The organism is Asinibacterium sp. OR53 (assembly GCF_000515315.1).
Classification (GTDB): domain Bacteria; phylum Bacteroidota; class Bacteroidia; order Chitinophagales; family Chitinophagaceae; genus Sediminibacterium.
Map to the genome: position 1 here is coordinate 3235271 of NZ_KI911562.1, position 21711 is coordinate 3256981.

Sequence of the window (21711 nt, forward strand, 5' to 3'; positions counted from 1 at the left end):
CAAGGACACCTGCCGGAAACGTTTGTTTTAGCGGTTAGCATGACCAAACTGCTGCCGGATACTCTCGCTCAGGGCTTCGTACACTTTGCGTAACGACGGATAATCTTTCAGTAAAGCTTCGTGTTTCTGCAGGGTGCTGATATCATTGCGGAAAGCAGGCCCTGCCTGTACCTCCTTCGGGTGGAACGACTGTATCTGCCGGGCCGTATCGGCAATGATGGGATAAAAAAGACTAAAATCGATCTGTTCCGCCGCGCAATAATCGGCCGCCAGGTGGTATAAATGGTTGGTGAAGTTGGATGTAATGGCCGCCAGCAAATGCATGCGTTCCCTGGTAGCATCCCCGGCGCGGGTGATAACACCATTGGTAAATATTCCTGCGATTTTTTCGATGCTTTCGAGTGTTGCTGTTGTATTGCCATCGACTACCATAGTCACAGGGTCTATCGTCTGCATGGATTTACGGATCATTTTCATGGGCCACAGTACGCCATAACGGCTGCTTACAGGCTTCAACACTTCTTTGGAAACCGCTCCTGCCGTATGAACAATGAGTTCATTGTGTAGCCTGAGTTGTTGGGCAACCGGTTCCAGGCCTGTGTCGCTCACGGCCAGCAAGTAAAGATCGGCTCCGGGCCTCAAAGCTTTCAGGTCTGTAACCGCCGCTGCACCCAATTCCTGCGCAAGCGATGCAGCATGTGCTTCCTGCCTGCTCCAGACCTGTTCAATTTCATGGCCGGCGGCATGCATAAGCCGCCCCATTACAGCCGCCACATTACCCGAACCTATGATCACAACCTTCATATCTTTGTATGTATATGGAAATGAAATTAGCACAAAGAGTTGTGATCGGTTATTATAAAACCAAATTCAAGACCATTGGGCTATTATCTCCCCGCAAAGCGGCCGAATCTGCATTCCGCCTTGTCTGTACACCCTATGTTAAAAGACCCGGCAATAAAGTCCCGCCCATTTTTCACAAAGCAAGCCGCCTTTCCTTTGAACTGGAAGGCATCACGGTTCGCGGGTTTCACTGGAAACCTGCGCAGGGTACAGGACGGAAAGTACTGGTGGCACATGGGTTCAGCAGTTATGGTTATAAATTCGAACAATATGTACAGCCTTTACTCAAAGAAGGTTTTGAAGTTTTCATTTTCGACGCTCCTGCACACGGCACAAGCGATGGCAAAATGATCAATGCCATACTGTACAAAAACATGCTCTTGCGCGTGGAAGCCCTGTATGGCCCTTTTTTCGGATTCATCGGGCATTCACTGGGTGCATTGGCCATTTCCCTGGCCATGGAAGAGATGCCCGATAATCATAACAAAAAAATGATATTGATCGCTCCTGCCACCGAGACATCCAGGGCACTTCGTCAATATTACCGTTTATTGAATATTAAAAAAGAAACGCAGGCAGCCCTGGAAACTATTATAGAATCCCTCGCCAACCAGCCCATCAGTCATTTTTCCGTTAACCGGGCGGTTCGGCAGGTGCCTGCTTCTATTTTATGGGTGCACGACCTGCATGACCGTATCTGTCCTTTTAAAGACACCCTCCCATCCCGGGAACAACCCCTCCCCAACCTGCACTTCCTGGTTACAGAAGGGCTGGGACACAATAAAATATACCGCGATCAGCGGGTGATGAAGGAAATTATCAGCTTTCTGCTGGGTTAACCGTTTATAATCGCCTTTTTTTCAACATTTTTTGCATTTTGCAGGTTTGGCCTAATATTGCATTACATGGCAAAGAATTTATTGATCGTTGAGTCGCCGGCTAAAGCCAGGACAATTGAAAATATCCTTGGGAAAGATTTCGAGGTAAAAAGTTGTTATGGCCATATCCGCGACCTGGAAAAAGACGATATGGGCATTGACCTGAACAACCAGTATCAGCCCCGTTATATTGTTCCCGGCGAGAAAGAAAAAGTGGTCCGTGAGTTGAAACAACTGGCCAAAAAGGCCGACGAAGTATGGCTGGCATCGGATGAGGACCGTGAAGGGGAAAGCATCAGCTGGCACCTGGCCGAAGTACTGGGCCTGGACCCCAAAACCACCAAACGCATTGTCTTTCATGAAATTACAGCCCCAGCCATTAAAAAAGCGGTGGAAAACCCGCGGAGAATAAATATGAACCTCGTCAATGCCCAGCAGGCCCGCCGGGTGCTGGACAGGTTAGTGGGTTTTGAATTGAGCCCGGTACTCTGGCGTAAAATAGGCATGCAGCGCAGCCTCAGCGCCGGCAGAGTACAAAGTGTGGCCGTAAGACTTATCGTAGAAAGGGAAAGAGAGATCAACCAGTTCATTCCCGAAAGCAGTTTTAAAATAGAGGCTTTATTTGCCGCCGAAGATATAAATGGTAAGCCGGTCGCTTTCAAGGCAGACGGACCGGCCAAGCTGGCCTCCCAGGAATCTGCCGAAACTTTCCTCAATGGCTGTAAAGATGCCACTTACACTGTTACCGATGTAACGGTAAAACCATCTAAAAGAACGCCTACCGCTCCTTTCACCACTTCCACCCTTCAACAGGAAGCGGCCCGCAAGCTGGGCTATGGCGTAACCAAGACCATGTTGCTGGCGCAGAAATTATATGAAAGTGGTAAGATCACCTATATGCGTACCGACAGCATCAACCTGAGCGATACAGCCATGCAGGACATACATAAGGAAGTGGCTTCCAGTTATGGCGCAGCATATTACCAGCCCCGCAGGTTCAAGAACAAGAACGAGAGTGCACAGGAAGCACACGAAGCCATCCGGCCTACTTATATGAGTAATCATACGGTGGCCGATGAAGAGACCCGCAGGCTTTATGAACTGATCTGGAAAAGAACCATCGCTTCCCAAATGAGCGATGCCGAATTCGAAAAGACGATTGCCAGGATCAATATTTCAACCAACAATGAAACCCTCACTGCTACCGGTGAAGTGATGAAATTCGACGGGTTCCTGAAAGTATACCTAGAAGGAAAAGACGATGAAGATGAGGACAATGAAGGTATCCTGCCACCCCTGGCTGTGGGGCAGCATCCCGAATTCAGGGAGATGACAGCAGTGGAGAAATTTACCCGTCCTGCCCCGCGCTATACAGAAGCATCGCTGGTAAAAAAGCTGGAAGAACTGGGTATCGGACGTCCTTCCACCTATGCACCCACCATTTCCACTATCATCAAACGCAATTATGTGGAGAAGCGCGACAAGGATGGTGTGAAAAGAGAAGTGCGTTTACTGAAGCTGGGTAAAAACAACCAGGTAAAAAAAGAAGTACTGGTTGAAAATACCGGTGCAGAAAAAAGCAAACTCTTCCCTACCGACCTGGGTAGTGTTGTGACCGATTTCCTGAAACAGCATTTCAAAAAAGTAATGGACTTCGGCTTCACCGCGCGTATAGAAGAAGAGTTCGATGAGATTGCCGAAGGCAAAACGCGCTGGAGCAATATGATCGATTCGTTCTACAAACCTTTTCATGTAGACATTGAGCATACACTCGAAAACGCAGAACGTGCCAAAGGAGAAAGAGAACTGGGCATTGATGCCGCCACCGGCAAAAAAGTGATCGCCCGTATGGGTCGTTATGGCCCCATGGTACAGATCGGCCAGGTTGATGATGAAGAAAAACCTCGTTTTGCCAAACTCAAAGCCACGCAAAGTATTGAAACAATTACCATGGAAGAAGCCATGGAATTGTTTGCCCTACCGCGTGTACTGGGTGAGTATGAAGGACAGGAAGTGGCGGTAAATGTGGGCAGGTTCGGTCCGTATATCAGGCTGGGAGAACAGTTCATTTCCATACCCAAGGGCGAAGACCTTTTTGAAATGGATATGGACCGGGCAATACAACTGATTGCAGAAAAGCAACAGGCCGATGCGCCCATCGGTTATTACCAGGAGCTCCCTGTTACCAAAGGCAAGGGGCGTTTCGGACCATTCATCAAATGGAACGATATGTTCATCAATATACCCCGTGCTTATAATTTTGACAACCTCAGCCAGCAGGATATCAATGAACTGGTAGAAAAGAAATTAGAAAAAGAAGCCAACCGGTTCATCAAACAGTGGCCTGCAGAAAAAATCTCTATCGAGAACGGCCGTTGGGGCCCCTTCATCCGCTTTAACAAAAAAATGCTGAAACTGGGTAAAGCACCTGACGGCAACAAATACACCGCTGAAACACTGGCGGATATTAATGTGGATGAAGTGAAAAAAATGATTGAAGAGCAGGTGCCCAATGCTTTTGCCAAGAAAACAAAAGCTGCTCCAAAAAAGAAAGCAGCCACCAAGAAGGCAGCCGTAAAAAAGACAGCTACCGGAACTAAAAGGGCGACTACAACAAAAAAATAAACGAATTGCTCAATTGTTCATTACACAATTGGGCAATTCACTCATCTTCCCATTTGTTTTAAAAATCTTACATGTGCGGCCACTGCCTGGCGCATGCTGGGATATTCGATATACTGCAATTGATATTCCATGCATACTTTTCTTACGATCTCGCTGATAGCGGGGTAATGAATATGCGATATTTTGGGGAACAGGTGATGTTCGATCTGGAAATTCAGTCCGCCTACCAGCCAGCTCACCAGTTTATTACGGGTAGCAAAATTGGCTGTTGTTTTGATCTGGTGGGCCGCGAATTCATCGGGCAGTTTGTGTGATTCTGTATCGGCCACGGGGAATTCCGTATGCTCTACCGTATGGGCCAGTTGGAATACGATGCTCAGGATGAATCCGGCAACCAGGCTCATCACCAGGAAACCGATCAGCCAGCTCAGCCAGCCTACAAAAATGACGGGAATGACAATGAATACAAGGATGTGATAAAGTTTAACACCCCAGAATTCAATATGGTCTTTCACGCTCATTTTCTTCAATGGCACATTACCGATCTTGCGTGAAAAATATTTATTATAATCTGAAAAAAAGATCCAGAACAGGTACAACAGCATATACAGGGCCCAAAAATAAAAATGCTGGAAGCGATGCATTTTGTATCGCTTTTGTGAAGGCGCCATGCGCATCAATGCTCCAATTTCAATATCGTCGTCTACCCCATCTACATTGGTAAAGCTGTGGTGGATCATGTTGTGCTTCATGTTCCACATAAAATGATTCGCACCCAGCAGGCTGATGGAAGAAGCGGCAATGCGATTCCATCCTTTGTTGGTGCTGAAGCTGCCATGGCTGCCATCATGCATCACATTGAAACCGATCCCTGCTACCAATCCACCCAGCACCACACATTCGCCCAAAGCCAGGTACCAGACCGGCGTGAAAAAAACAAGGTGAACAAATACGGCGATGAAACCCAATACCAACAGCAATGCTTTGGTAAAGAGCCTGGGGTTACCTGTGGAATCGATACCCTTTTCGTCAAAATAAGCCTGTACACGCTTCTTCAATTCGGTATGCAGGGATTTTTGAACAGCAGGGAATTTGGGAACAACTGATTGCAACATATACAGCATTGGTTAAGGCGGCACAAGGTAGCCTTTCTGTTCGGCACGGCGCATTTTCGCGTGCACTTTTTTTCTTCCAATCTGTTAAAATCAACGTAAGATCTCGCGAATTATTATTTAATATAAAGATCACATTTCCACACAAGTGGGAAAACTTGCATACGATTATCTGGAGAATTTTAGCGTAGTTTGATGTGGATTATGTGTTGAACCAACTAGCCTTATGCAGGAGACCCGAGAAATAAACGCCCTGTTCAACCTCATAGATGACCCCGATGAGGAAGTATATTCCACGATTTCAGAAAAGATCCTGGGGTACGGCAAGGGCATTATCCCTAACCTGGAGCATCTCTGGGAAACCACGCTGAACGAAGAAACGCAGGAACGGATTGAAATGATCATCCACCGGCTTCATTATACAGACCTGCAAAACGATCTTACGGAGTGGCGCGATAGTCCCTATAACGACCTGCTTTTCGGTTCCCTGCTGGTATGCAAATTCCAGTATCCCGATCTGCACACAACACCCGTATTACAGGATATTGAAAAGATTCGTCGCAATGTATGGCTGGAGTTGAACAGTTTTCTCACGCCGCTTGAGCAGGCCAATGTATTGTCGAGCATCCTGTACAATTATTACAACCTCAAAGGATCGGAAATTGCACATACGAACCCCGATGATTTTTTCATACACAAAGTGCTGGAATCAAAAAAGGGCAATACACTCAGCAATGCCATTGTTTACCAGGTGCTTTGTGAGTTGTTGGATATCAATGCCCGGATCATCAATATACCGCGGCAATGCCTGATTGCTTTTTTCCATTCCGATTTTGATCCTGACACCTACAAAGGCAATCCCAAAAACAAAATACATTTTTACATAGACCCCACTTCGGGTCATGCCTATTCACACGCAGACATAGAAAATTATTTCAAAAGGATTTCAGTACCCCCTGTTTCATTTTATTTCAAGCCGCTCTCACACAAAAGGATCATACAGGTATTGCTGGAGGAAGTAGCCAAATGCTTCACCAGTCCAAAAGATGAATACAAACAGAAGGAACTGGTGAAGCTGGCAGATCTTTTCAGTTGAACATATTAAACCAGGCTGGCTTCCAAAGTAATGTCCATCTTGTACGCTTTGCTCACCGGGCAATTGGCTTTGGCATCGGCGGCAGCGGCCTGGAACTGGGCATCTGTAATACCAGGCACCTGGGCCTTTGTAGTCAGTTGCGAGCTTTTGATAACACCGTCTTCCAGGGTAATGGCACACTGGGTTTCAATAGAATCGGGCGTGAAGCCTGCAGCCCCGAGCACAAAGCTCAGCTTCATGGTAAAACAACCGGCATGTGCAGCGGCCATCAGTTCTTCGGGGTTGGTACCCACACCATCGGCAAAACGGGAATTGAACGAATACTGTGTTTTGTTCAGGGTAGTGCTCTGGGTGGTCAGGTGTCCGTTTCCCTCTTTGCCGGAGCCATTCCAAACGGCAGTTGCAGTACGTTTCATAAATGTGTTATTTTTAGTTTTACCAAAATTAAATGATATATGATTAGTTGGGCAGATTTTGAAAAAATCGATATCCGCAGCGGAACCATTCTGGAAGTTAATGATTTCCCCGCCGCCAGAAAACCCGCCTACCAGTTAAAGATCGATTTCGGTCCACTCGGTATCCGCCAAAGTTCAGCCCAGGTTACCCATCATTACGCCAAAGAGGCGCTTATGGGACGCCAGGTACTGGCTGTAGTGAATTTTCCACCCAAGCAAATTGCCAATTTTTTCAGCGAATGCCTGATTTTAGGTGTGTATGATGAAAATAATCAGGTAATTTTATTACAGCCCGACCGGGAAGTTGCCAACGGACAACGGGTAGGATAACCGCCCAACGCTAACCATGGGAGAACTGCACTACACTTACTACGAAAGCCCCATCGGCCTCCTGAAGATCGGAGGCACGGAACATTATATTGGTGAAGTAACTTTTGTTGACAACCCTGATCAACTCACGCATGGCGAACCCGGCATTACCGAGATCATGCACCAGTGCACCGAGCAACTCATTGAATTTTTCCATGGTAACCGTCGGGATTTTGAACTGCCTGTACACCAGGAGGGCACCGATTTTCAAAAAAGGGTTTGGGGAGAACTGCTTGAAATTCCTTACGGCAAAACCATCAGCTATATGGATCTCGCTAAACGACTTGGCGACCCCAAAGTCATCCGTGCCGCCGCCAGTAGCAATGGCAAAAACAATATTGCCATCATCGTTCCTTGTCACCGCGTTATCGGAAGCGACAGGTCGCTCGTAGGGTATGCGGGAGGTATGTGGCGTAAGAAATGGCTGCTCCAACTCGAATTTAAAATTGCACATGGGGTGCAGACCTTGTTTTAAGTTGATTTTATCCAGCATCTAAGCAGCGATCGATGGCATTACAAAGTCAATAAGCAAACCGCATAATCCGGTATTTTCGTGTGATGAAATTTATGTCCAGACTTTGTGTGTTTGTGGTATTGCTGCTTGGTATTTTACAACCGGGGATTTCCCAACAGGCATGTTCTACATTGGGGCAAAATCCATACTCTGCTTTCCCTGTCTGTGGCAGCACTACATTTACCCAGCAGTCTGTGCCTATCTGCGGTGGTAAATCTGTTCATACCCTTTGCACAGATGGTACCCCCTATACCGATAAAAATCCGTTCTGGTACAAATTTACCTGCTATACTGCCGGCACACTTGGTTTTGTCATCACGCCGTTGGCACAAAATGAGGATTATGATTGGCAATTATTTGATATTACCAATCATGATCCGATGGATGTCTACACTGATCCCTCACTCTATGTTTCCTCTAACTGGTCGGGGTCTTACGGTCCAACCGGTACTTCCGCCAATGCCCGTAACCCTTATGAATGTTCATCCCGCCCTGATCAGGGTGTATCAACATTCAGTACAATGCCCGCACTTATTGTGGGGCACCAATATATATTGCTGGTCAGCCATTTTTCTGATACACAAAGTGGTTATACTTTGTCTTTCGGAGGCGGCACTGCCAGTATTGTCAATCCTATTGTTCCTCTTATTAAAAATGCGTACGCCGTTTGTGATGGTACTGAGATCGTTGTAGTGTTGAACAAAAAAATAAAATGCAAGAGTATTGATGCCGATGGAAGCGATTTTAAAGTTACTGGCCCAGGCAATGTATCTATTGCTTCCGCTACCGGCAATGGATGCGGCAACAGTTTTGATTCAGATTCCATATTGTTGAAGCTGAATGGAATACTCGCACCCGGCACCTACCGGGTAACTGCACAAGTGGGTACTGATGGCAACACACTGGTTGATAATTGTGATAATCAACTTGCAGCCGGATCCAATACCAGCCTGAGTTTTACTCCTGCTACCCCCACACCGATGGACAGCATCCGCCCTGTATTGTGCATCACCGACACCCTTCAACTGGTATTCAAAAATCCTATCAATTGCAGCTCCATTGCAGAGGATGGCAGTGATTTTATCATCACGGGTCCGGTTCCGGTTACTATTAAAAGTGCCATGGGCAATTGCAGCGGTGGGGTATCTACCATCATCAATCTTTTTCTTACTGCACCTATCAAAACAAACGGCACATTCGTGATAACACTGCGCAATGGAAGTGATGGCAATACACTCATCAATGAATGCGGAAAAACCACCCCTGCCGGCTCTTCCGTCTCTTTCACCACACAAAATATTGTTACGGCCGATTTCCGGTCAACTGTCAATACCGGTTGTAAATATGATACCCTCCTGCTCACGCATAATGGTAACAACAACGCCAGCCAATGGAACTGGAGCATAGACGACGGCAATACCAGCACTGTGCAGAACCCGGTATTCAAATACAATGTGTTCGGAACAAAAAAGATCAGCTTGCTGGTCAGTAATGGCAAATGCAGCGATACCGCAGCAACTTCTGTTACGCTGCCCGACCTGACCGTGAAAGCAGCTTTTAATGCGCGGGATTCTTTGTGTCCTTCCGATACCCTCGTCTTTACCGATGCCAGTACCAGCGCCAGCGGGGTTGTGAAGTGGAACTGGAATTTCGGGAATGGTGCTACCAGTATGGTGCAATCGCCACCTGCGCAACGTTACCCACTGGTTTCTCGCATCAGTTCTTATACTGCCCAGTTGATTGCGACCAATAACAGCCAATGCAGTGACACTGCTTATCGAAGTATCACCTTATTGGTCAGTTGTTATATAGCAGTTCCTTCGGCATTCACGCCCAATGGCGATGGGTTGAACGATTATCTCTATCCGCTCAACGCTTTCAAAGCCGGCAATATGATATTCCGGGTTTTCAACCGATACGGACAGATTATTTTTGAATCGAGGGATCCAGGCAAAAAATGGGATGGCACGCTCAAGGGCATGCAACAACCCAGCGGAACCTACGTGTGGACACTCGAGTTCACACACAAAGACACGGGGCAAAAGTTGTTTATGAATGGAACGGCTGTATTGATCCGATGACATTCATTCAACAATTACGCAATGGCTCAATACTCAATGGCTCAATGGTTATAGATTCATATCATTACTGGTGAAACTCAGGGGGAGCAATAGCTTTGCTTCCGGAATGATGAACACTTTTCCTTCCATACCACTGATGATGATGCGGATGGGTGTTTTAAAATGTGTTTCGTGTTCCAACAGGCTTTGCCGGCAGAGGCCGCAGGGAGATACAGGATGATCGCTGGCTCCATGCTGGTTGTGGTAACTGATGGCAAGCGTAGTAACCGGCACCCCCGGGTAAAGTGAAGAAGCCGCCGAGAGCAACACCCGTTCGGCACAGATGCCCACAGGATAACTCGCATTCTCCTGGTTGCTTCCCTTTATTTCTTTTCCGTTGGCCAATAAGGCTACAGCACCCACTTTAAAATCGGAATACGGTGCGTAAGCAATCGTAGTTGTTTCACGAGCCTTGTTCAATAGTTGCGCATCTTGCAGCAACAATTGGTCTATGGTATCATATACTTCGTATTCAAAACCAATATGCACATGTTTCATGGCAAACCTGTTTAGACAAAAAAGTCCTCAACGCCACAGCGATGAGGACCCCTTACGGTAAATAAAGATAGTTTATTTGATGCTATTAAACAAGCGTTTCCAGCGCAGGCCTTTGTCCCAACTGAACCAGATCAGTGAGGCCTTTCCAACGATATGCGTTTCGGGTACGAAGCCCCAGTAACGGCTATCCTGGCTGCGATGGCGGTTATCTCCCATCATCCAGTAATAAGTGTATTGCGTGGTGTACGTATTCGTTTCCTTCCCGTTAATAAAATATTTGCCGTCACGCTCTTCCAGCTTGTTGTGTTCGTAAGTAGCGATCAATCTCCTGTACAGCGCAATGGTTTGCGGATTGAGCGGCAGCACATCTCCTTTTTTAGGTATCCGGATGGGTCCGTAATTATCGACCGACCAGGGATAATTGGCGTCGTCGTTAGGGAAAGTATTGCCTACATAATTATCAACATGTGGTGTTACCGATTTAATGTGTGGTTGCTTCTTCACCATCTCCGCCTCGGCATGTGTCATATTGATCACATACAATCCTGGCGTATTGGTAACAGGCCGCAGTTGCATGCGGTTATTGTCTTCCGTGTCGATCCCCAATTCTTTTACGAGTTCTTCCGATAAAGCATTGCCATCTGTGGTAACCAGGTATTCTGTTTGTGAATTGGGCGGGACCAGGGCGGGTTGTCCGTTTACATACAACACGCCTTCTTTTACCTGCAGCAGATCGCCTCCTACCGCCACGCAACGTTTGATGTAATTATCGGTTTTATCCATCGGGTGAACGATGATGGGCGGCAGCGATGCATCGGCCATCATTTCTTCGCGGTTACCCTTGTATTGGGTACGCAGCACATCATAATAAGTAACCTTACTGCCATAATCGGGATGATTGATGATGGTATCTCCGGCGGGAAAATTGAATACCACCACATCGTTCCGTTTTACTTCTGAAAAAGCATAGAGCCGCTTATAAGGCAGTTGCACCGCTTTGATATAAGAAGGCGTTGTTTGCGAGAAGGGCATGGTATTGTGTACAAAAGGAAAACTGAGCGGCGTTTGTGGAATGCGGGCGCCGTAAGTCATTTTATTCACAAAGAGAAAATCATTGATCAGCAATGTCTTCTCCATACTCTCGGTAGGAATTACATACGCTTCAAAAATAAACGTGCGGATGATGGTGGCTGCCACTACGGCAAATACACCTGCATCGATCCATTCCCTCGATACCGGCTTCCGGTAACTGTGGAAGCCTGCTTCACCATACCATTTTTCGTCTTTGGAGAAGCCTAGATAAGGCAGGTAAATAAAGGGCACCAGTACGGTAAGCGTATGATGTATCAGGTTGAACCGCTTAAAGTGCATTACAAAGATGATGGTGATCCAGATGGTAATGAATTGTCCCGCTATGGGAATCAACTGCAACCAGAACCAGTATTTACGTATATGGCATTGCTGAACAATGAGCCAGGTATTGTAGAAAGGGATCAGCGCTTTCCAGGGAGTGAGTCCCGCTTTTTTAAACATACCATACAAACCGATATGCCAGCCAATCACATAAACAATGCATAAAAACAATCCCATATTGTCCGATTAAGTAGTAACAAAAATATCCTTTTCACCCAGTTCCGGGCTTTCAGAAGGCCAAAGTTTTCTTAAATAAATGCTATTTGGGCAGTACATACGCCGCTACATCTGCCGCGGTGATCTCTTTGCCCGATAAAATAATGAGCCGCTCCACCACATTCCGCAGTTCGCGGATATTGCCGGTCCAGTTGTGCTGCTTCAACGCGTCCAGCGCCTTTTTATCGATACCCTTTTTCACCTGTCCGTATTCTTCTGCCACATCGGCCATGAATTTCTCAACGAGTAAAGGCACATCATCGCGCCGCTCATTCAGTGAAGGCACATGTATCAATATCACGCCCAGCCTGTGGTACAGGTCGAGCCGGAAACTCTTGGCTTCTACTTCTTTGAGCAGGTCTTTGTTGGTAGCAGCAATGACACGCACATCTACCGATATCTCTTTTTCACCACCCACCCGGGTAATCTTGCCCTCTTGCAACGCACGCAGCACTTTGGCCTGCGCCCCCAGGCTCATATCTCCTATTTCATCCAGGAAAAGCGTTCCTCCGTGTGCCTGTTCAAATTTGCCGATACGTTGTTTGATGGCTGAAGTGAAAGAGCCTTTTTCGTGGCCGAACAATTCGCTTTCGATGAGTTCGCTGGGGATGGCGGCGCAGTTCACTTCTACCAACGGTGCACCAGAACGGTTACTCTTCTCATGCAGCCAGCGGGCTACCAGTTCTTTACCGCTACCGTTCTCTCCGGTGATCAGCACCCTGGCATCGGTAGGCGCTACCTTATCAATCGTCTCTTTGATCTTTACAATGGCTTCACTCTCCCCAATGATCTCCTGTACTTTGGATACTTTGCGTTTGAGCACCCGGGTCTCTTTCACCAGCGAGGTCCTGTCCATCGCATTGCGGATGGTGATCAGCAGCCTGTTGAGATCGGGTGGCTTGGATATATAATCGAAAGCGCCTTTTTTCACCGCATCCACTGCTGTTTCTATATTACCGTGTCCGCTGATCATGATCACCGGAGTTTCCGGGTTGTGTTCGGTGGCTTTTTGCAGGAATTCCAATCCGTCGAGTTTGGGCATTTTGATATCGCACAAAACAATGTCGTACGTGGCCGATGTGAATTTTTTCAATCCTTCTTCTCCATCCGCCGCCTCATCCACTTTGAATCCTTCATTCCCGAGGATATCTTTCAACACACTCCTGATGGCACGTTCATCATCAATGATCAGAATATTGGGCATGGTAGTCTTTGTTTGTTGCTAAGATAGGGAGATCAGAAACTATATTGAACACCGGCGAAAAAGTTCCGGCCGGATGCTGGGTTATAAAATCTCTTTCCAACGGCATTGATATCGTTCCCCAGGCTGTATACCTGGTTCAGGAGGTTATCAACACCTGCAAAGAAATGCAATATGCGGCCGTCCTTTTTCAAGCGATAGCCCGCCTTCCATTGCAGCAACTGGTATGCAGCTGCATACACATCGTTGGCATCCGTCAGCGGCAATGAGCCGGTAGCATTCAGTGAAACAGCACTATATAAACCATTCCTTGTTTCCAGGTCCAGTCCGCTTACCCAACCATTCCGCGGCACACCCGTGAGTGCATTACCCGAATAATCGGTGGTGCCTTGTTTGTACCCATCGAAATAATAAGGCTGGTAACTATAGCTGGTCCATACCTGCAGTTGGTTGATAAATGCCTGCGGCCGCAGCGGTAATCGATACCGCAGCAGCGCTTCCACCCCTTTCTGTACAGCGCCTCCCGCATTGACAAAATATTCGGCCCCGGCGTTATTGACCCTTCTCACAATAGCATCCTGTAACCTGAAATAATAAGCGGCCACATCGAATTGCAAACGCCTGTTCAGCGCATAACCCTTGATCCCTGCTTCGTAATTCCAACCCTGCTCGGCATTCAGATCTCCATGATAGTTCCGGTCTGCAGGCCTGAGCTCAGCCTGCGTAGGCGGAGAAAACCCTTTGGCTGCCAGTACATATATTGTTACCCCAGGCTTCAACCGATAAGATAATGCTATACGAGGCGTTAATACCGCATTGATCTGGCGGCGCTGTTCAACAGGCGAAGGGTCCGATATCCTGATGAAGCTGTACGATTGATTATTCAAACTCAAGCCGGCAGTAATATCCCATTTTGCAGCCAGACGATAACTAGCCTGTGTAAAAAGAAACCATTGTGCCGCATGCACTTTGTCTTTGAATTGCACGGTGTCCTGCACACCGGCGCGGTTACCATAATCGTCAATGGCCGATCTGTTATACAACCACTCTGCGCCGCTCACCCATTGCAACACACCGGGTGAACGGCGCGGGTGAAAACTGAAATGAAAACCTGCTCCAAGGTTGTCTTCGGCCCTTTTTTCATAATTGGTGATGAAGGGATTACGGAACCGCGTGGTATTGGCTGTTACAAAACTTTTGAGTTGCCATACATCACTCAATGCCGCTTCATGAGATATGCCTGCAAAAAAAGTGCTGTTGTAAATGGCAGCTTTTTGCTGTACCGCACCTGGCAGGTTCCCGGCGGGCTGCCGCGCCATTTGCGGATTCTGTTGCATTTGCGCCAGCGTAATACCCCCTGGTGTTTGATAATACAGGTTGGTATAAAAAAGCAGGAATTTCAATTGTTGTTGTTTGAAAGAAAAAGCGCCGTTCCATTGCAATCCATCCCTGCGCATGGCCGACTGCTGGCGGTAACCATCCGATTGTGTATGTACTTGTTGCAACGAAGAATGAAAGGTCTGGTTACTGTATTGCCATCCGGCTTGTTGTTGCAGCAGTCCGTACGACCCGCCCAACAGTCCTGCTTCAAAATGATGTGTCGACTGCAGACTGAAAGTATCAACTGAGCGCAGCAACAATGCCCCGCCCGTGCCGGCGCCATATACGCTTGCAGCCGGACCTTTCAGCAGTTCTGCACCGCTGAGTTGCTGTACAGACAAGAGGTTGAGATAAGTATTGCCTCCCCCATCGGTCAGCGGAAAATCATTCCAGTATACTTTTATATTACGTACCCCGAAAGGCGAGCGCAGCAGGCTGCCGCGGAAAGATAAGCGGTAGCTGGCAGGTGATCTTTCTTCCATCCGCACACCTGGTATGGTATTGAAAGATGATACCAGGGTAACCGGAGATATTTTTTGTAATCCTTCCCTGTTGATAATTGCAATGGCCGCTGGCAGCGATTCCCATTTTGCATTCCCATAAAAAGCAGTTACTACTACTTCGTCCAGTTTCGCAGCACTGTCTTGCTGACTGGTTTGCCAAGCAAACGACACTTTCGTTGAGCAACAAGCTATGAGTATGAGGAGGGAGAGGCGCATCAGTTGATATTATGAAAAGACAATAAAAAACCCGGAACACAAAATTCCGGGTTTACTGTATATATAATTCGTTTATTTTTTCATGTACATAACTTCTTTTACCAGCTTCACCGTCCTGCTGATATCGGGAATGGCAAGCGCAGCGAGGTTGGGCGCATAGTGCATAGGCGCATCTGCGCTGGTGATGCGGCGAATGGGCGCATCGAGGTAATCGAAGCCCTCTTTCTGTATGCGGTAGGTGATCTCTGAAGAAACAGAAGCAAAGGGCCATTGTTCTTCTACAATCACCAGGCGGTTGGTTTTCTTAACACTTTCAAGGATGGTTCTCCAATCAAGCGGACGAATGGTACGGAGGTCGATCACTTCTGCACTCACACCTTCTTTTTCCAGTTCTGCAGCGGCGCCCAAAGCCACTTTCATCATCTTATTAAAAGAAACGATGGTTACATCGCGGCCCTGTTTTTTAACATCGGCCTTACCCAGGGGAATATAATATTCTTCTTCAGGCACATCGCTTTTATCACCATAGCCTACTTCCGACTCCATAAAAATAACGGGGTCTTCTTCGTAACGGATGGCTTGCTTCAGCAAACCTTTGGCATCATATCCATTAGAAGGAGATACCACTTTGAGGCCGGGAATATTGGCATAATAGCTTTCAAAAGCTGTAGAGTGCTGGGCACCCAACTGGCCGGCGCTGCCGTTGGGGCCGCGGAACACAATCGGACAACCGATCTGCCCGCCGCTCATGGCCAGCATTTTAGAAGCGGTATTCAGGATCTGGTCCAGGGCCAGCACGGCAAAGTTCCAGGTCATGAATTCCACAACAGGACGCAGTCCGTTCTGGGCAGCACCCACTGCCACTGCAGCAAATCCCAGCTCAGAAATGGGTGTATCAATTACTCGTTTCTCTCCAAATTCTGCCAGCATACCCTGGCTCACTTTATAGGCTCCATTATACTCGGCCACTTCCTCACCCATGAGGAAAACCCGCTCGTCTCTTCTCATCTCTTCACTCATGGCTTCACGCAAAGCCTCTCTTAAAGCAATTGAACGCATATCGCTGTTGGTTAAATTGAGGGGCAAAAATATAAGATTATGGGGTATAAAACCAAAAAGAAATCCCCTGTTGGGCAAACAGGGGATCTTCCGCTTTATTGTTAAGCAGTTTAAAACACATTAAAACCATAGCTGATATAGTAAAGCCCTCCGATCTGCGGGTTACCAAAACCAGTACGGTAATATTTATTGAATATGTTGGAGCCGCCTATCTTGATCAACGATTTGGAAGCAGGCAGCTTGTAGCTCACCATCGCATCTACTGTTGAATAAGATGGCATGGGACCTACTGCAAATGTGCCTTCATAATTGAATTTATCGATCCACCTGTATACCACACTGAAACCGAAGCGGTTGTCTTTCAGGAAACCTGAATTGCTGAATGCCAGGTTAACGCGGTATTTTGGGGTATTGAAAAAAGATACAAATCCTGCCGGCAGGTCTCCTATCACGTCTGAATACACGTTACCACTTACAGAATAGTTCCTGGGCAACAGGTATTCCAGTGAAGCGCCCCATCCGCTCGTGGTTACCTCAGTGGGCGTATTGACTGCAATACTGTAAATGGTGCGTGTAGAGGGACTCAACAGGCCGATCGGACTGCCTGTATTAGATTGTATCACAACCACCCTGCTAAGGAAGTCTTTGGATTTGCCCCAGTAACCATATACATCTATCAACAGTTTTTTGTCGACCAGGCCCTTGTAGCCCACTTCAAAAGAACGGCTGGATTCTGGTTTGAATTCGCCGAATTGCTGTTCTTGTAATAATGCCGGATTAGGACTGCCTGCAGCAGCACTTGCGCCGAATGCAGCTACACTGCCCGGTGTGTATACTTTATTACCACTGAAGTTATAATAGTCACGCAACTGCGGCAATCCGCCCATTAAACGAACACCTCCACCCACCAACAGGTTGATCCACTGGTCTTGCGTGGTGGGGAATCGATAAGCTGTCTGGTAAGAAAAACGCAGGTTATGATCTTTTGCCAGCTTCACTACCGCTGTTGCCCTGGGGGTAAAACGTCCGGCGAAATTGGTATTCTTATCGTAACGTCCAGATACGGTGAGCTTCAGCACATCGTTCAGCATTTTTTGTGATACCTGTCCGTATGCGCCTATTTCATTGATCTTGATAGTACCTGCTGTATCGGCAAACAAAGTACCTTTTGAATCCAGTACATATTGTTTGAAGCTGCCGCCCACCAACAGTTCTGTACCCGACTTATCGAGCCCCAGGTCGTTGGTAAAATTGTATTGTCCTTCTACCACATTCAATTTAGATTGATCGAGGAACAAACCACCTCCCTGTGAAATGGGTTTTCCAGCCACTTGTTGGAACATCGGGTTGTTACCGATAAAGCCGGTAGGTCTGCCCTGGTCGGCAAAACCTCTTGCAGCAGCATGCGCCGTCAGGTCAGGTGCCCCCTGATCGCGGGCAGCAACATACGCCGAAAGATATTGCGGGTACCAGGTAGCGCTGGCTTTCCACGCCTCGTTGAAGAGACGGGTAGTTACGGTTGCATTGAAAGAACTTCCGGCATTCTCACGGGTGGTATAGGCCCGCACATACCAGTTCCTGTGACGAAGTTCCAGTTTGTATTGACCAATTTTCAGGTCTTTTAATGAATAGCGGTCGCTACCAGTATAGACAGAATTACCGGTACCGAAATAAGCAGCAAGCGATGCTTCGATGGAATTGCTGAGTTTGTAGTGCAGGGCTCCCGACAATTTCAGGTTCACGGTATTGGGATCGATCACATCTTTTTCGTCGTACCCGGTTCTGCTCACACTTTGGTTACCAAAATAATTTTTATTGGCATTCGAACCATAGAGAATGGGTACATAAGGCGCCAGCGGAGCGAGGCTGGCATTACCTGCTACAAAAGCACTCAATTGTGCCAGTGTCATGGAAGGATTGCTGTTAATGATACCATCGATAGCGGCCGTACCGCCTGCTCCTACAGCGCTGCGAACACTGGCAGCAATACCCGCCATTGGTTGGGTGGTTTCATCACCATACACATTCACCCCATCATAATTGGGATCGGTGTACCTGCTGCCGGGAATGATTTGTCCGTATGGCGCATAGGGTGTACTCGCCCTTGAATAGTTATCGGTTTGGTTGGCCACCCAATCCTGTGCCTGTATCAGTTGCGCTCCTATCTTAAACGCCCAACGCTCACTCAGCTTTTTGGCCCAACGAAGACTCCAGTCGTAATAGGGCGCCCTGTTGCGTTCATAATTATCGATATGATTGACCCCCTGTTTGATCTGGAAACTCAATCCCTGGTATTTGAAAGGGTTCTTACTATTGATCAAAATAGTACCATTGGTGCCGCCTGGACCATACAGGGCCGAAGAAGCGCCCGGCAACAATTCCATATTGTCTACATCCAGTTCGGTGAGTCCAATGACATTACCCACAGAAAAGTTCAGGCCCGGCGCCTGGTTATCCATACCATCTACCAATTGGTTGAGTTTGGTGTTACCGCTGCTATTGAAACCGCGGGTACCCATACTTTTAAAAGTGAGACTGGCAGTTACCACATCAACCCCTTTCAGGTTGGTAATCATATCGTAGTAATTGGCTGCCGGTGTATTGCGGATGGCAGCACTGCTGATCCGTTCGATAGAAACCGGAGATTCCAGTATTTTTTCAGGGGTGCGGGAAGCAGCTACCACTACTTCATCACCCAGTGTAAAAGAAACGTCCAGGTCAACACTGAGCGCCTCTCCGCCTTTAAAATCGATTTCTTTTGTACCATAACCTACCGAAGAAAATACCAATGTAAATGGAGGTTTTTGTACGGTGGTAAACCTGAAATTGCCTTTATCATCTGTAAATGTACCAGTAGTTCCTCCTTTGATAGTTACTGATACCGCCGATATAGCTTCTTTTGATTTACTGTTCTTCACACTACCCGAAACGGTGGTGGTCTGCTGCGCCATGACATGAACGGTTATTGCCGATGCCGCAATAGCCAGCAAGCAGTTGCTGTGAGGTCTTCTCATAGTATAGGCAAGTTTAGTTTAAATTATCACAATGTAACACTTGTTAGTATTCCAATAAAATTTAATTTTGCGCCATGTCATCCTTTCAGTTCCCCTCACAAACGCAATTATACCACGGTAAAGTAAGAGATGTTTATACTATTAAAAACGATTGGCTCGTGATGGTTGCCAGCGATCGCATTTCTGCTTTCGATGTTGTTCTTCCGCGTCCCATTCCTTTCAAAGGACAAGTATTGAACCAGATCGCTGCCTATATGCTGGAAGCAACCAGTGATATTTGTCCCAACTGGCTAAAAGCCGTACCCGCACCCAATGTTTCTATTGGCACCCGTTGTGTTCCTTTCAAAATTGAAATGGTAGTGCGTGGCAACCTGGTAGGGCATGCCTGGAGGACTTATCACAGCGGCAGCAGAACGCTTTGCAGCGCTGCAATGCCGGAAGGATTGAAAGAAAATGATTTCTTCCCCTCGCCCATCATCACACCTTCTACCAAAGCCGAAGCTGGACATGATGAAGACATTTCTAAAGAAGAGATTATTGCAAAAGGATTGGCATCGGCAGCTGATTGGGCCGTGTTGGAAGACTATGCGTTGAAATTATTTGCACGTGGGAAAAAGATTGCTGCTGCACGCGGACTGATACTGGCTGATACCAAATATGAGTTTGGTAAGATTGGCGACACCATTTACCTGATGGATGAAGTACATACGCCCGATTCTTCCCGTTATTTTTATGCCGATGGATTTGAAGCGCGGCAGGCCAGCGGAGAAAAACAACAACAGCTGAGCAAAGAATTTGTAAGGGAATGGCTGATGGCCAATAACTTCATGGGTAAAGAAGGGCAAACCGTTCCTGAGATGACCGATGAATGGATCAACACCATCAGTCAACGTTATATTGAGCTCTACGAAAAAGTAACCGGGCAAAATTTTGTTCCGCAAACACTGAGCGATGCCACAACGGAACAACTGGTAACAGATAGTTTGAAACAATTAGGAGCGCTTTGATTTAAGGCTGCCGATCTTCATCCAGCCGTGGTCTCAATCGCGACTTACTTTTATTGAACACGTTCCTTCCCATGTCTACTCCCTGGCGGATTTGTTTTTGACGCTCCAGCGGCAGGTGCAGGGTGTCTTTACAGGCAGTACTGCAACATCCTTCGTATGCTGCGGCACAACTTTCGCACTGGATGAACAATAAGTGGCAACCATTGTTTTTGCAATTGGTATGGGTATCGGAGGGTTGTCCGCATTGATGGCATTTGGCAATCACATCTTCTGTGATGCGTTCGCCGAGGCGGTCATCAAACACAAAATTCTTTCCAATGAATTTAGGTTGTATACCCAGCTCTTTGGCTTGTTTGGCATAATTGATAATACCGCCTTCGAGATGGAATACGTGGTTGAATCCTTTGTGGAGCATGTACGCGCTGGCTTTTTCACAACGGATACCACCGGTGCAATACATGATGATGTTCTTTTCTTCATTTCCCTTCATCATATCCACAGCCATGGGCAACTGATCGCGAAAAGTATCGGAAGGAATTTCAATGGCGTTTTCAAAATGACCTACTTCGTATTCGTAATGATTGCGCATGTCGATGACCACTGTGGTTGGATCTTTGAGCAATTCATTCATCTGCGCTGCATTCACATACCGGCCCTTCCGCTCCATGCTGAACGATGTGTCCTCTATCCCATCGGCCACGATCTTATCCCGCACTTTGATCTTCAATACCCAGAAACTTTTGCCATCATCATCTACTGCGATATTCAAACGCAATCCACTCAGCGGCTCAATGGAATACAGGAAAGACCTGAATGCTTCGAGGTTGGCGTCCGGCACACTGATCTGCGCATTCACTCCTTCTTTCGCCACATAGATGCGTCCGAATACCTGCAAACTGTTCAGGTGCTTATAAAGGAAATCGCGGAACTCCTGCGGGTTCTGAATAGGGAAATACTGGTAAAAACTGATGGTGGTTCTGTGGAAGTCTTCTTCCATGAGGCGTTGCTTCAACTCCTCGTTCGATACGCGGTTGTGTAATACGGGCATGTCTGACAAATTTCAGGCATCTCCTTTACGGAAATGCTCTATTCAATAATAGAACCACTTGCAGGGTGGTCAAAATTTCGGTGTGAAGGTACAATTTTATATCATTGTTGTCCGACTAAAGTCGGGTTAAAATATCCTGTAACA

General features: G+C 47.1%; 17 protein-coding genes. 7 read left to right on the plus strand and 10 right to left on the minus strand.

The window, feature by feature from the left end; all coding sequences use genetic code 11:
- Positions 1-27: 27 nt before the first annotated feature.
- Positions 28-804, minus strand: a complete 777-nt coding sequence (locus SEDOR53_RS0114415) for a Rossmann-like and DUF2520 domain-containing protein (protein WP_026770355.1) — start codon at positions 802-804, stop codon at positions 28-30.
- Positions 805-818: 14 nt separating this feature from the next.
- On the opposite strand from SEDOR53_RS0114415, the gene SEDOR53_RS0114420 reads away from it, so the two are divergent.
- On the plus strand, positions 819-1682 hold the full coding sequence (locus SEDOR53_RS0114420; RefSeq protein WP_198018962.1) for an alpha/beta hydrolase: 864 nt from the start codon (positions 819-821) through the stop codon (positions 1680-1682).
- A 66-nt stretch (positions 1683-1748) separates the two neighbouring features.
- Positions 1749-4346, plus strand: coding sequence for a type I DNA topoisomerase (gene topA, locus SEDOR53_RS0114425; protein ID WP_026770357.1), 2598 nt, complete (start codon positions 1749-1751; stop codon positions 4344-4346).
- A 41-nt stretch (positions 4347-4387) separates the two neighbouring features.
- On the opposite strand, the gene SEDOR53_RS0114430 is transcribed toward topA, so the two are convergent.
- Positions 4388-5461 (minus strand): acyl-CoA desaturase, encoded by a 1074-nt coding sequence (locus tag SEDOR53_RS0114430; RefSeq protein WP_037361395.1) that lies wholly within the window; start codon positions 5459-5461, stop codon positions 4388-4390.
- Between the two features lie 223 nt (positions 5462-5684).
- On the opposite strand from SEDOR53_RS0114430, the gene SEDOR53_RS0114435 reads away from it, so the two are divergent.
- Positions 5685-6554: a transglutaminase family protein gene (locus SEDOR53_RS0114435; protein WP_026770359.1), complete on the plus strand. Its 870-nt coding sequence runs from the start codon at positions 5685-5687 to the stop codon at positions 6552-6554.
- A 5-nt stretch (positions 6555-6559) separates the two neighbouring features.
- Here SEDOR53_RS0114435 and SEDOR53_RS0114440 read toward each other — a convergent pair whose 3' ends face one another.
- Positions 6560-6970: an OsmC family peroxiredoxin gene (locus SEDOR53_RS0114440; RefSeq protein WP_026770360.1), complete on the minus strand. Its 411-nt coding sequence runs from the start codon at positions 6968-6970 to the stop codon at positions 6560-6562.
- A 39-nt stretch (positions 6971-7009) separates the two neighbouring features.
- Here SEDOR53_RS0114440 and SEDOR53_RS0114445 point away from each other — a divergent pair, with 39 nt between their 5' ends.
- The 3 genes from SEDOR53_RS0114445 to SEDOR53_RS0114455 all read left to right on the plus strand — a co-directional run bounded on the left by SEDOR53_RS0114445 (position 7010) and on the right by SEDOR53_RS0114455 (position 9973).
- Positions 7010-7339, plus strand: a complete 330-nt coding sequence (locus SEDOR53_RS0114445) for a tRNA-binding protein (RefSeq protein ID WP_026770361.1) — start codon at positions 7010-7012, stop codon at positions 7337-7339.
- Positions 7340-7355: 16 nt separating this feature from the next.
- The gene (locus tag SEDOR53_RS0114450) at positions 7356-7853 is read left to right on the plus strand and encodes a methylated-DNA--[protein]-cysteine S-methyltransferase (protein WP_026770362.1); all 498 of its coding nucleotides are present in this window, start codon (positions 7356-7358) and stop codon (positions 7851-7853) included.
- A 92-nt stretch (positions 7854-7945) separates the two neighbouring features.
- Positions 7946-9973, plus strand: a complete 2028-nt coding sequence (locus SEDOR53_RS0114455; protein ID WP_026770363.1) for a gliding motility-associated C-terminal domain-containing protein — start codon at positions 7946-7948, stop codon at positions 9971-9973.
- A 48-nt stretch (positions 9974-10021) separates the two neighbouring features.
- On the opposite strand, the gene SEDOR53_RS0114460 is transcribed toward SEDOR53_RS0114455, so the two are convergent.
- From SEDOR53_RS0114460 to SEDOR53_RS0114485, 6 genes are all read right to left on the minus strand, one after another.
- Positions 10022-10510 (minus strand): cytidine deaminase, encoded by a 489-nt coding sequence (locus SEDOR53_RS0114460; protein WP_026770364.1) that lies wholly within the window; start codon positions 10508-10510, stop codon positions 10022-10024.
- Between the two features lie 72 nt (positions 10511-10582).
- Positions 10583-12100: a signal peptidase I gene (lepB, locus tag SEDOR53_RS0114465; RefSeq protein ID WP_026770365.1), complete on the minus strand. Its 1518-nt coding sequence runs from the start codon at positions 12098-12100 to the stop codon at positions 10583-10585.
- Between the two features lie 82 nt (positions 12101-12182).
- On the minus strand, positions 12183-13343 hold the full coding sequence (locus tag SEDOR53_RS0114470; protein ID WP_026770366.1) for a sigma-54 dependent transcriptional regulator: 1161 nt from the start codon (positions 13341-13343) through the stop codon (positions 12183-12185).
- Positions 13344-13375: 32 nt separating this feature from the next.
- The gene (locus SEDOR53_RS0114475) at positions 13376-15439 is read right to left on the minus strand and encodes a TonB-dependent receptor (RefSeq protein WP_026770367.1); all 2064 of its coding nucleotides are present in this window, start codon (positions 15437-15439) and stop codon (positions 13376-13378) included.
- 72 nt (positions 15440-15511) lie between these two features.
- On the minus strand, positions 15512-16498 hold the full coding sequence (locus tag SEDOR53_RS0114480; protein WP_026770368.1) for a pyruvate dehydrogenase complex E1 component subunit beta: 987 nt from the start codon (positions 16496-16498) through the stop codon (positions 15512-15514).
- A 110-nt stretch (positions 16499-16608) separates the two neighbouring features.
- A complete protein-coding gene (locus tag SEDOR53_RS0114485) occupies positions 16609-19512 on the minus strand; it encodes a TonB-dependent receptor (protein ID WP_026770369.1) in 2904 nt (967 codons plus the stop codon).
- A 74-nt stretch (positions 19513-19586) separates the two neighbouring features.
- Between SEDOR53_RS0114485 and SEDOR53_RS0114490 the strand changes: the two genes are divergently transcribed.
- Positions 19587-20519: a phosphoribosylaminoimidazolesuccinocarboxamide synthase gene (locus SEDOR53_RS0114490; protein ID WP_026770370.1), complete on the plus strand. Its 933-nt coding sequence runs from the start codon at positions 19587-19589 to the stop codon at positions 20517-20519.
- A gap of 1 nt (position 20520) precedes the next feature.
- On the opposite strand, the gene SEDOR53_RS0114495 is transcribed toward SEDOR53_RS0114490, so the two are convergent.
- The gene (locus SEDOR53_RS0114495; protein WP_026770371.1) at positions 20521-21567 is read right to left on the minus strand and encodes a rhodanese-related sulfurtransferase; all 1047 of its coding nucleotides are present in this window, start codon (positions 21565-21567) and stop codon (positions 20521-20523) included.
- Positions 21568-21711 lie beyond the last annotated feature (144 nt).

Bases quoted from the DNA above. Each gene is read 5' to 3' on its own strand.
- SEDOR53_RS0114415 (WP_026770355.1), bottom strand. From the start codon at position 804: ATGAAGGTTGTGATCATAGGTTCGGGTAATGTGGCGGCTGTAATGGGG.
- SEDOR53_RS0114420 (WP_198018962.1), top strand. From the start codon at position 819: ATGGAAATGAAATTAGCACAAAGAGTTGTGATCGGTTATTATAAAACC.
- topA (WP_026770357.1), top strand. From the start codon at position 1,749: ATGGCAAAGAATTTATTGATCGTTGAGTCGCCGGCTAAAGCCAGGACA.
- SEDOR53_RS0114430 (WP_037361395.1), bottom strand. From the start codon at position 5,461: ATGTTGCAATCAGTTGTTCCCAAATTCCCTGCTGTTCAAAAATCCCTG.
- SEDOR53_RS0114435 (WP_026770359.1), top strand. From the start codon at position 5,685: ATGCAGGAGACCCGAGAAATAAACGCCCTGTTCAACCTCATAGATGAC.
- SEDOR53_RS0114440 (WP_026770360.1), bottom strand. From the start codon at position 6,970: ATGAAACGTACTGCAACTGCCGTTTGGAATGGCTCCGGCAAAGAGGGA.
- SEDOR53_RS0114445 (WP_026770361.1), top strand. From the start codon at position 7,010: ATGATTAGTTGGGCAGATTTTGAAAAAATCGATATCCGCAGCGGAACC.
- SEDOR53_RS0114450 (WP_026770362.1), top strand. From the start codon at position 7,356: ATGGGAGAACTGCACTACACTTACTACGAAAGCCCCATCGGCCTCCTG.
- SEDOR53_RS0114455 (WP_026770363.1), top strand. From the start codon at position 7,946: ATGTCCAGACTTTGTGTGTTTGTGGTATTGCTGCTTGGTATTTTACAA.
- SEDOR53_RS0114460 (WP_026770364.1), bottom strand. From the start codon at position 10,510: ATGAAACATGTGCATATTGGTTTTGAATACGAAGTATATGATACCATA.
- lepB (WP_026770365.1), bottom strand. From the start codon at position 12,100: ATGGGATTGTTTTTATGCATTGTTTATGTGATTGGCTGGCATATCGGT.
- SEDOR53_RS0114470 (WP_026770366.1), bottom strand. From the start codon at position 13,343: ATGCCCAATATTCTGATCATTGATGATGAACGTGCCATCAGGAGTGTG.
- SEDOR53_RS0114475 (WP_026770367.1), bottom strand. From the start codon at position 15,439: ATGCGCCTCTCCCTCCTCATACTCATAGCTTGTTGCTCAACGAAAGTG.
- SEDOR53_RS0114480 (WP_026770368.1), bottom strand. From the start codon at position 16,498: ATGCGTTCAATTGCTTTAAGAGAGGCTTTGCGTGAAGCCATGAGTGAA.
- SEDOR53_RS0114485 (WP_026770369.1), bottom strand. From the start codon at position 19,512: ATGAGAAGACCTCACAGCAACTGCTTGCTGGCTATTGCGGCATCGGCA.
- SEDOR53_RS0114490 (WP_026770370.1), top strand. From the start codon at position 19,587: ATGTCATCCTTTCAGTTCCCCTCACAAACGCAATTATACCACGGTAAA.
- SEDOR53_RS0114495 (WP_026770371.1), bottom strand. From the start codon at position 21,567: ATGCCCGTATTACACAACCGCGTATCGAACGAGGAGTTGAAGCAACGC.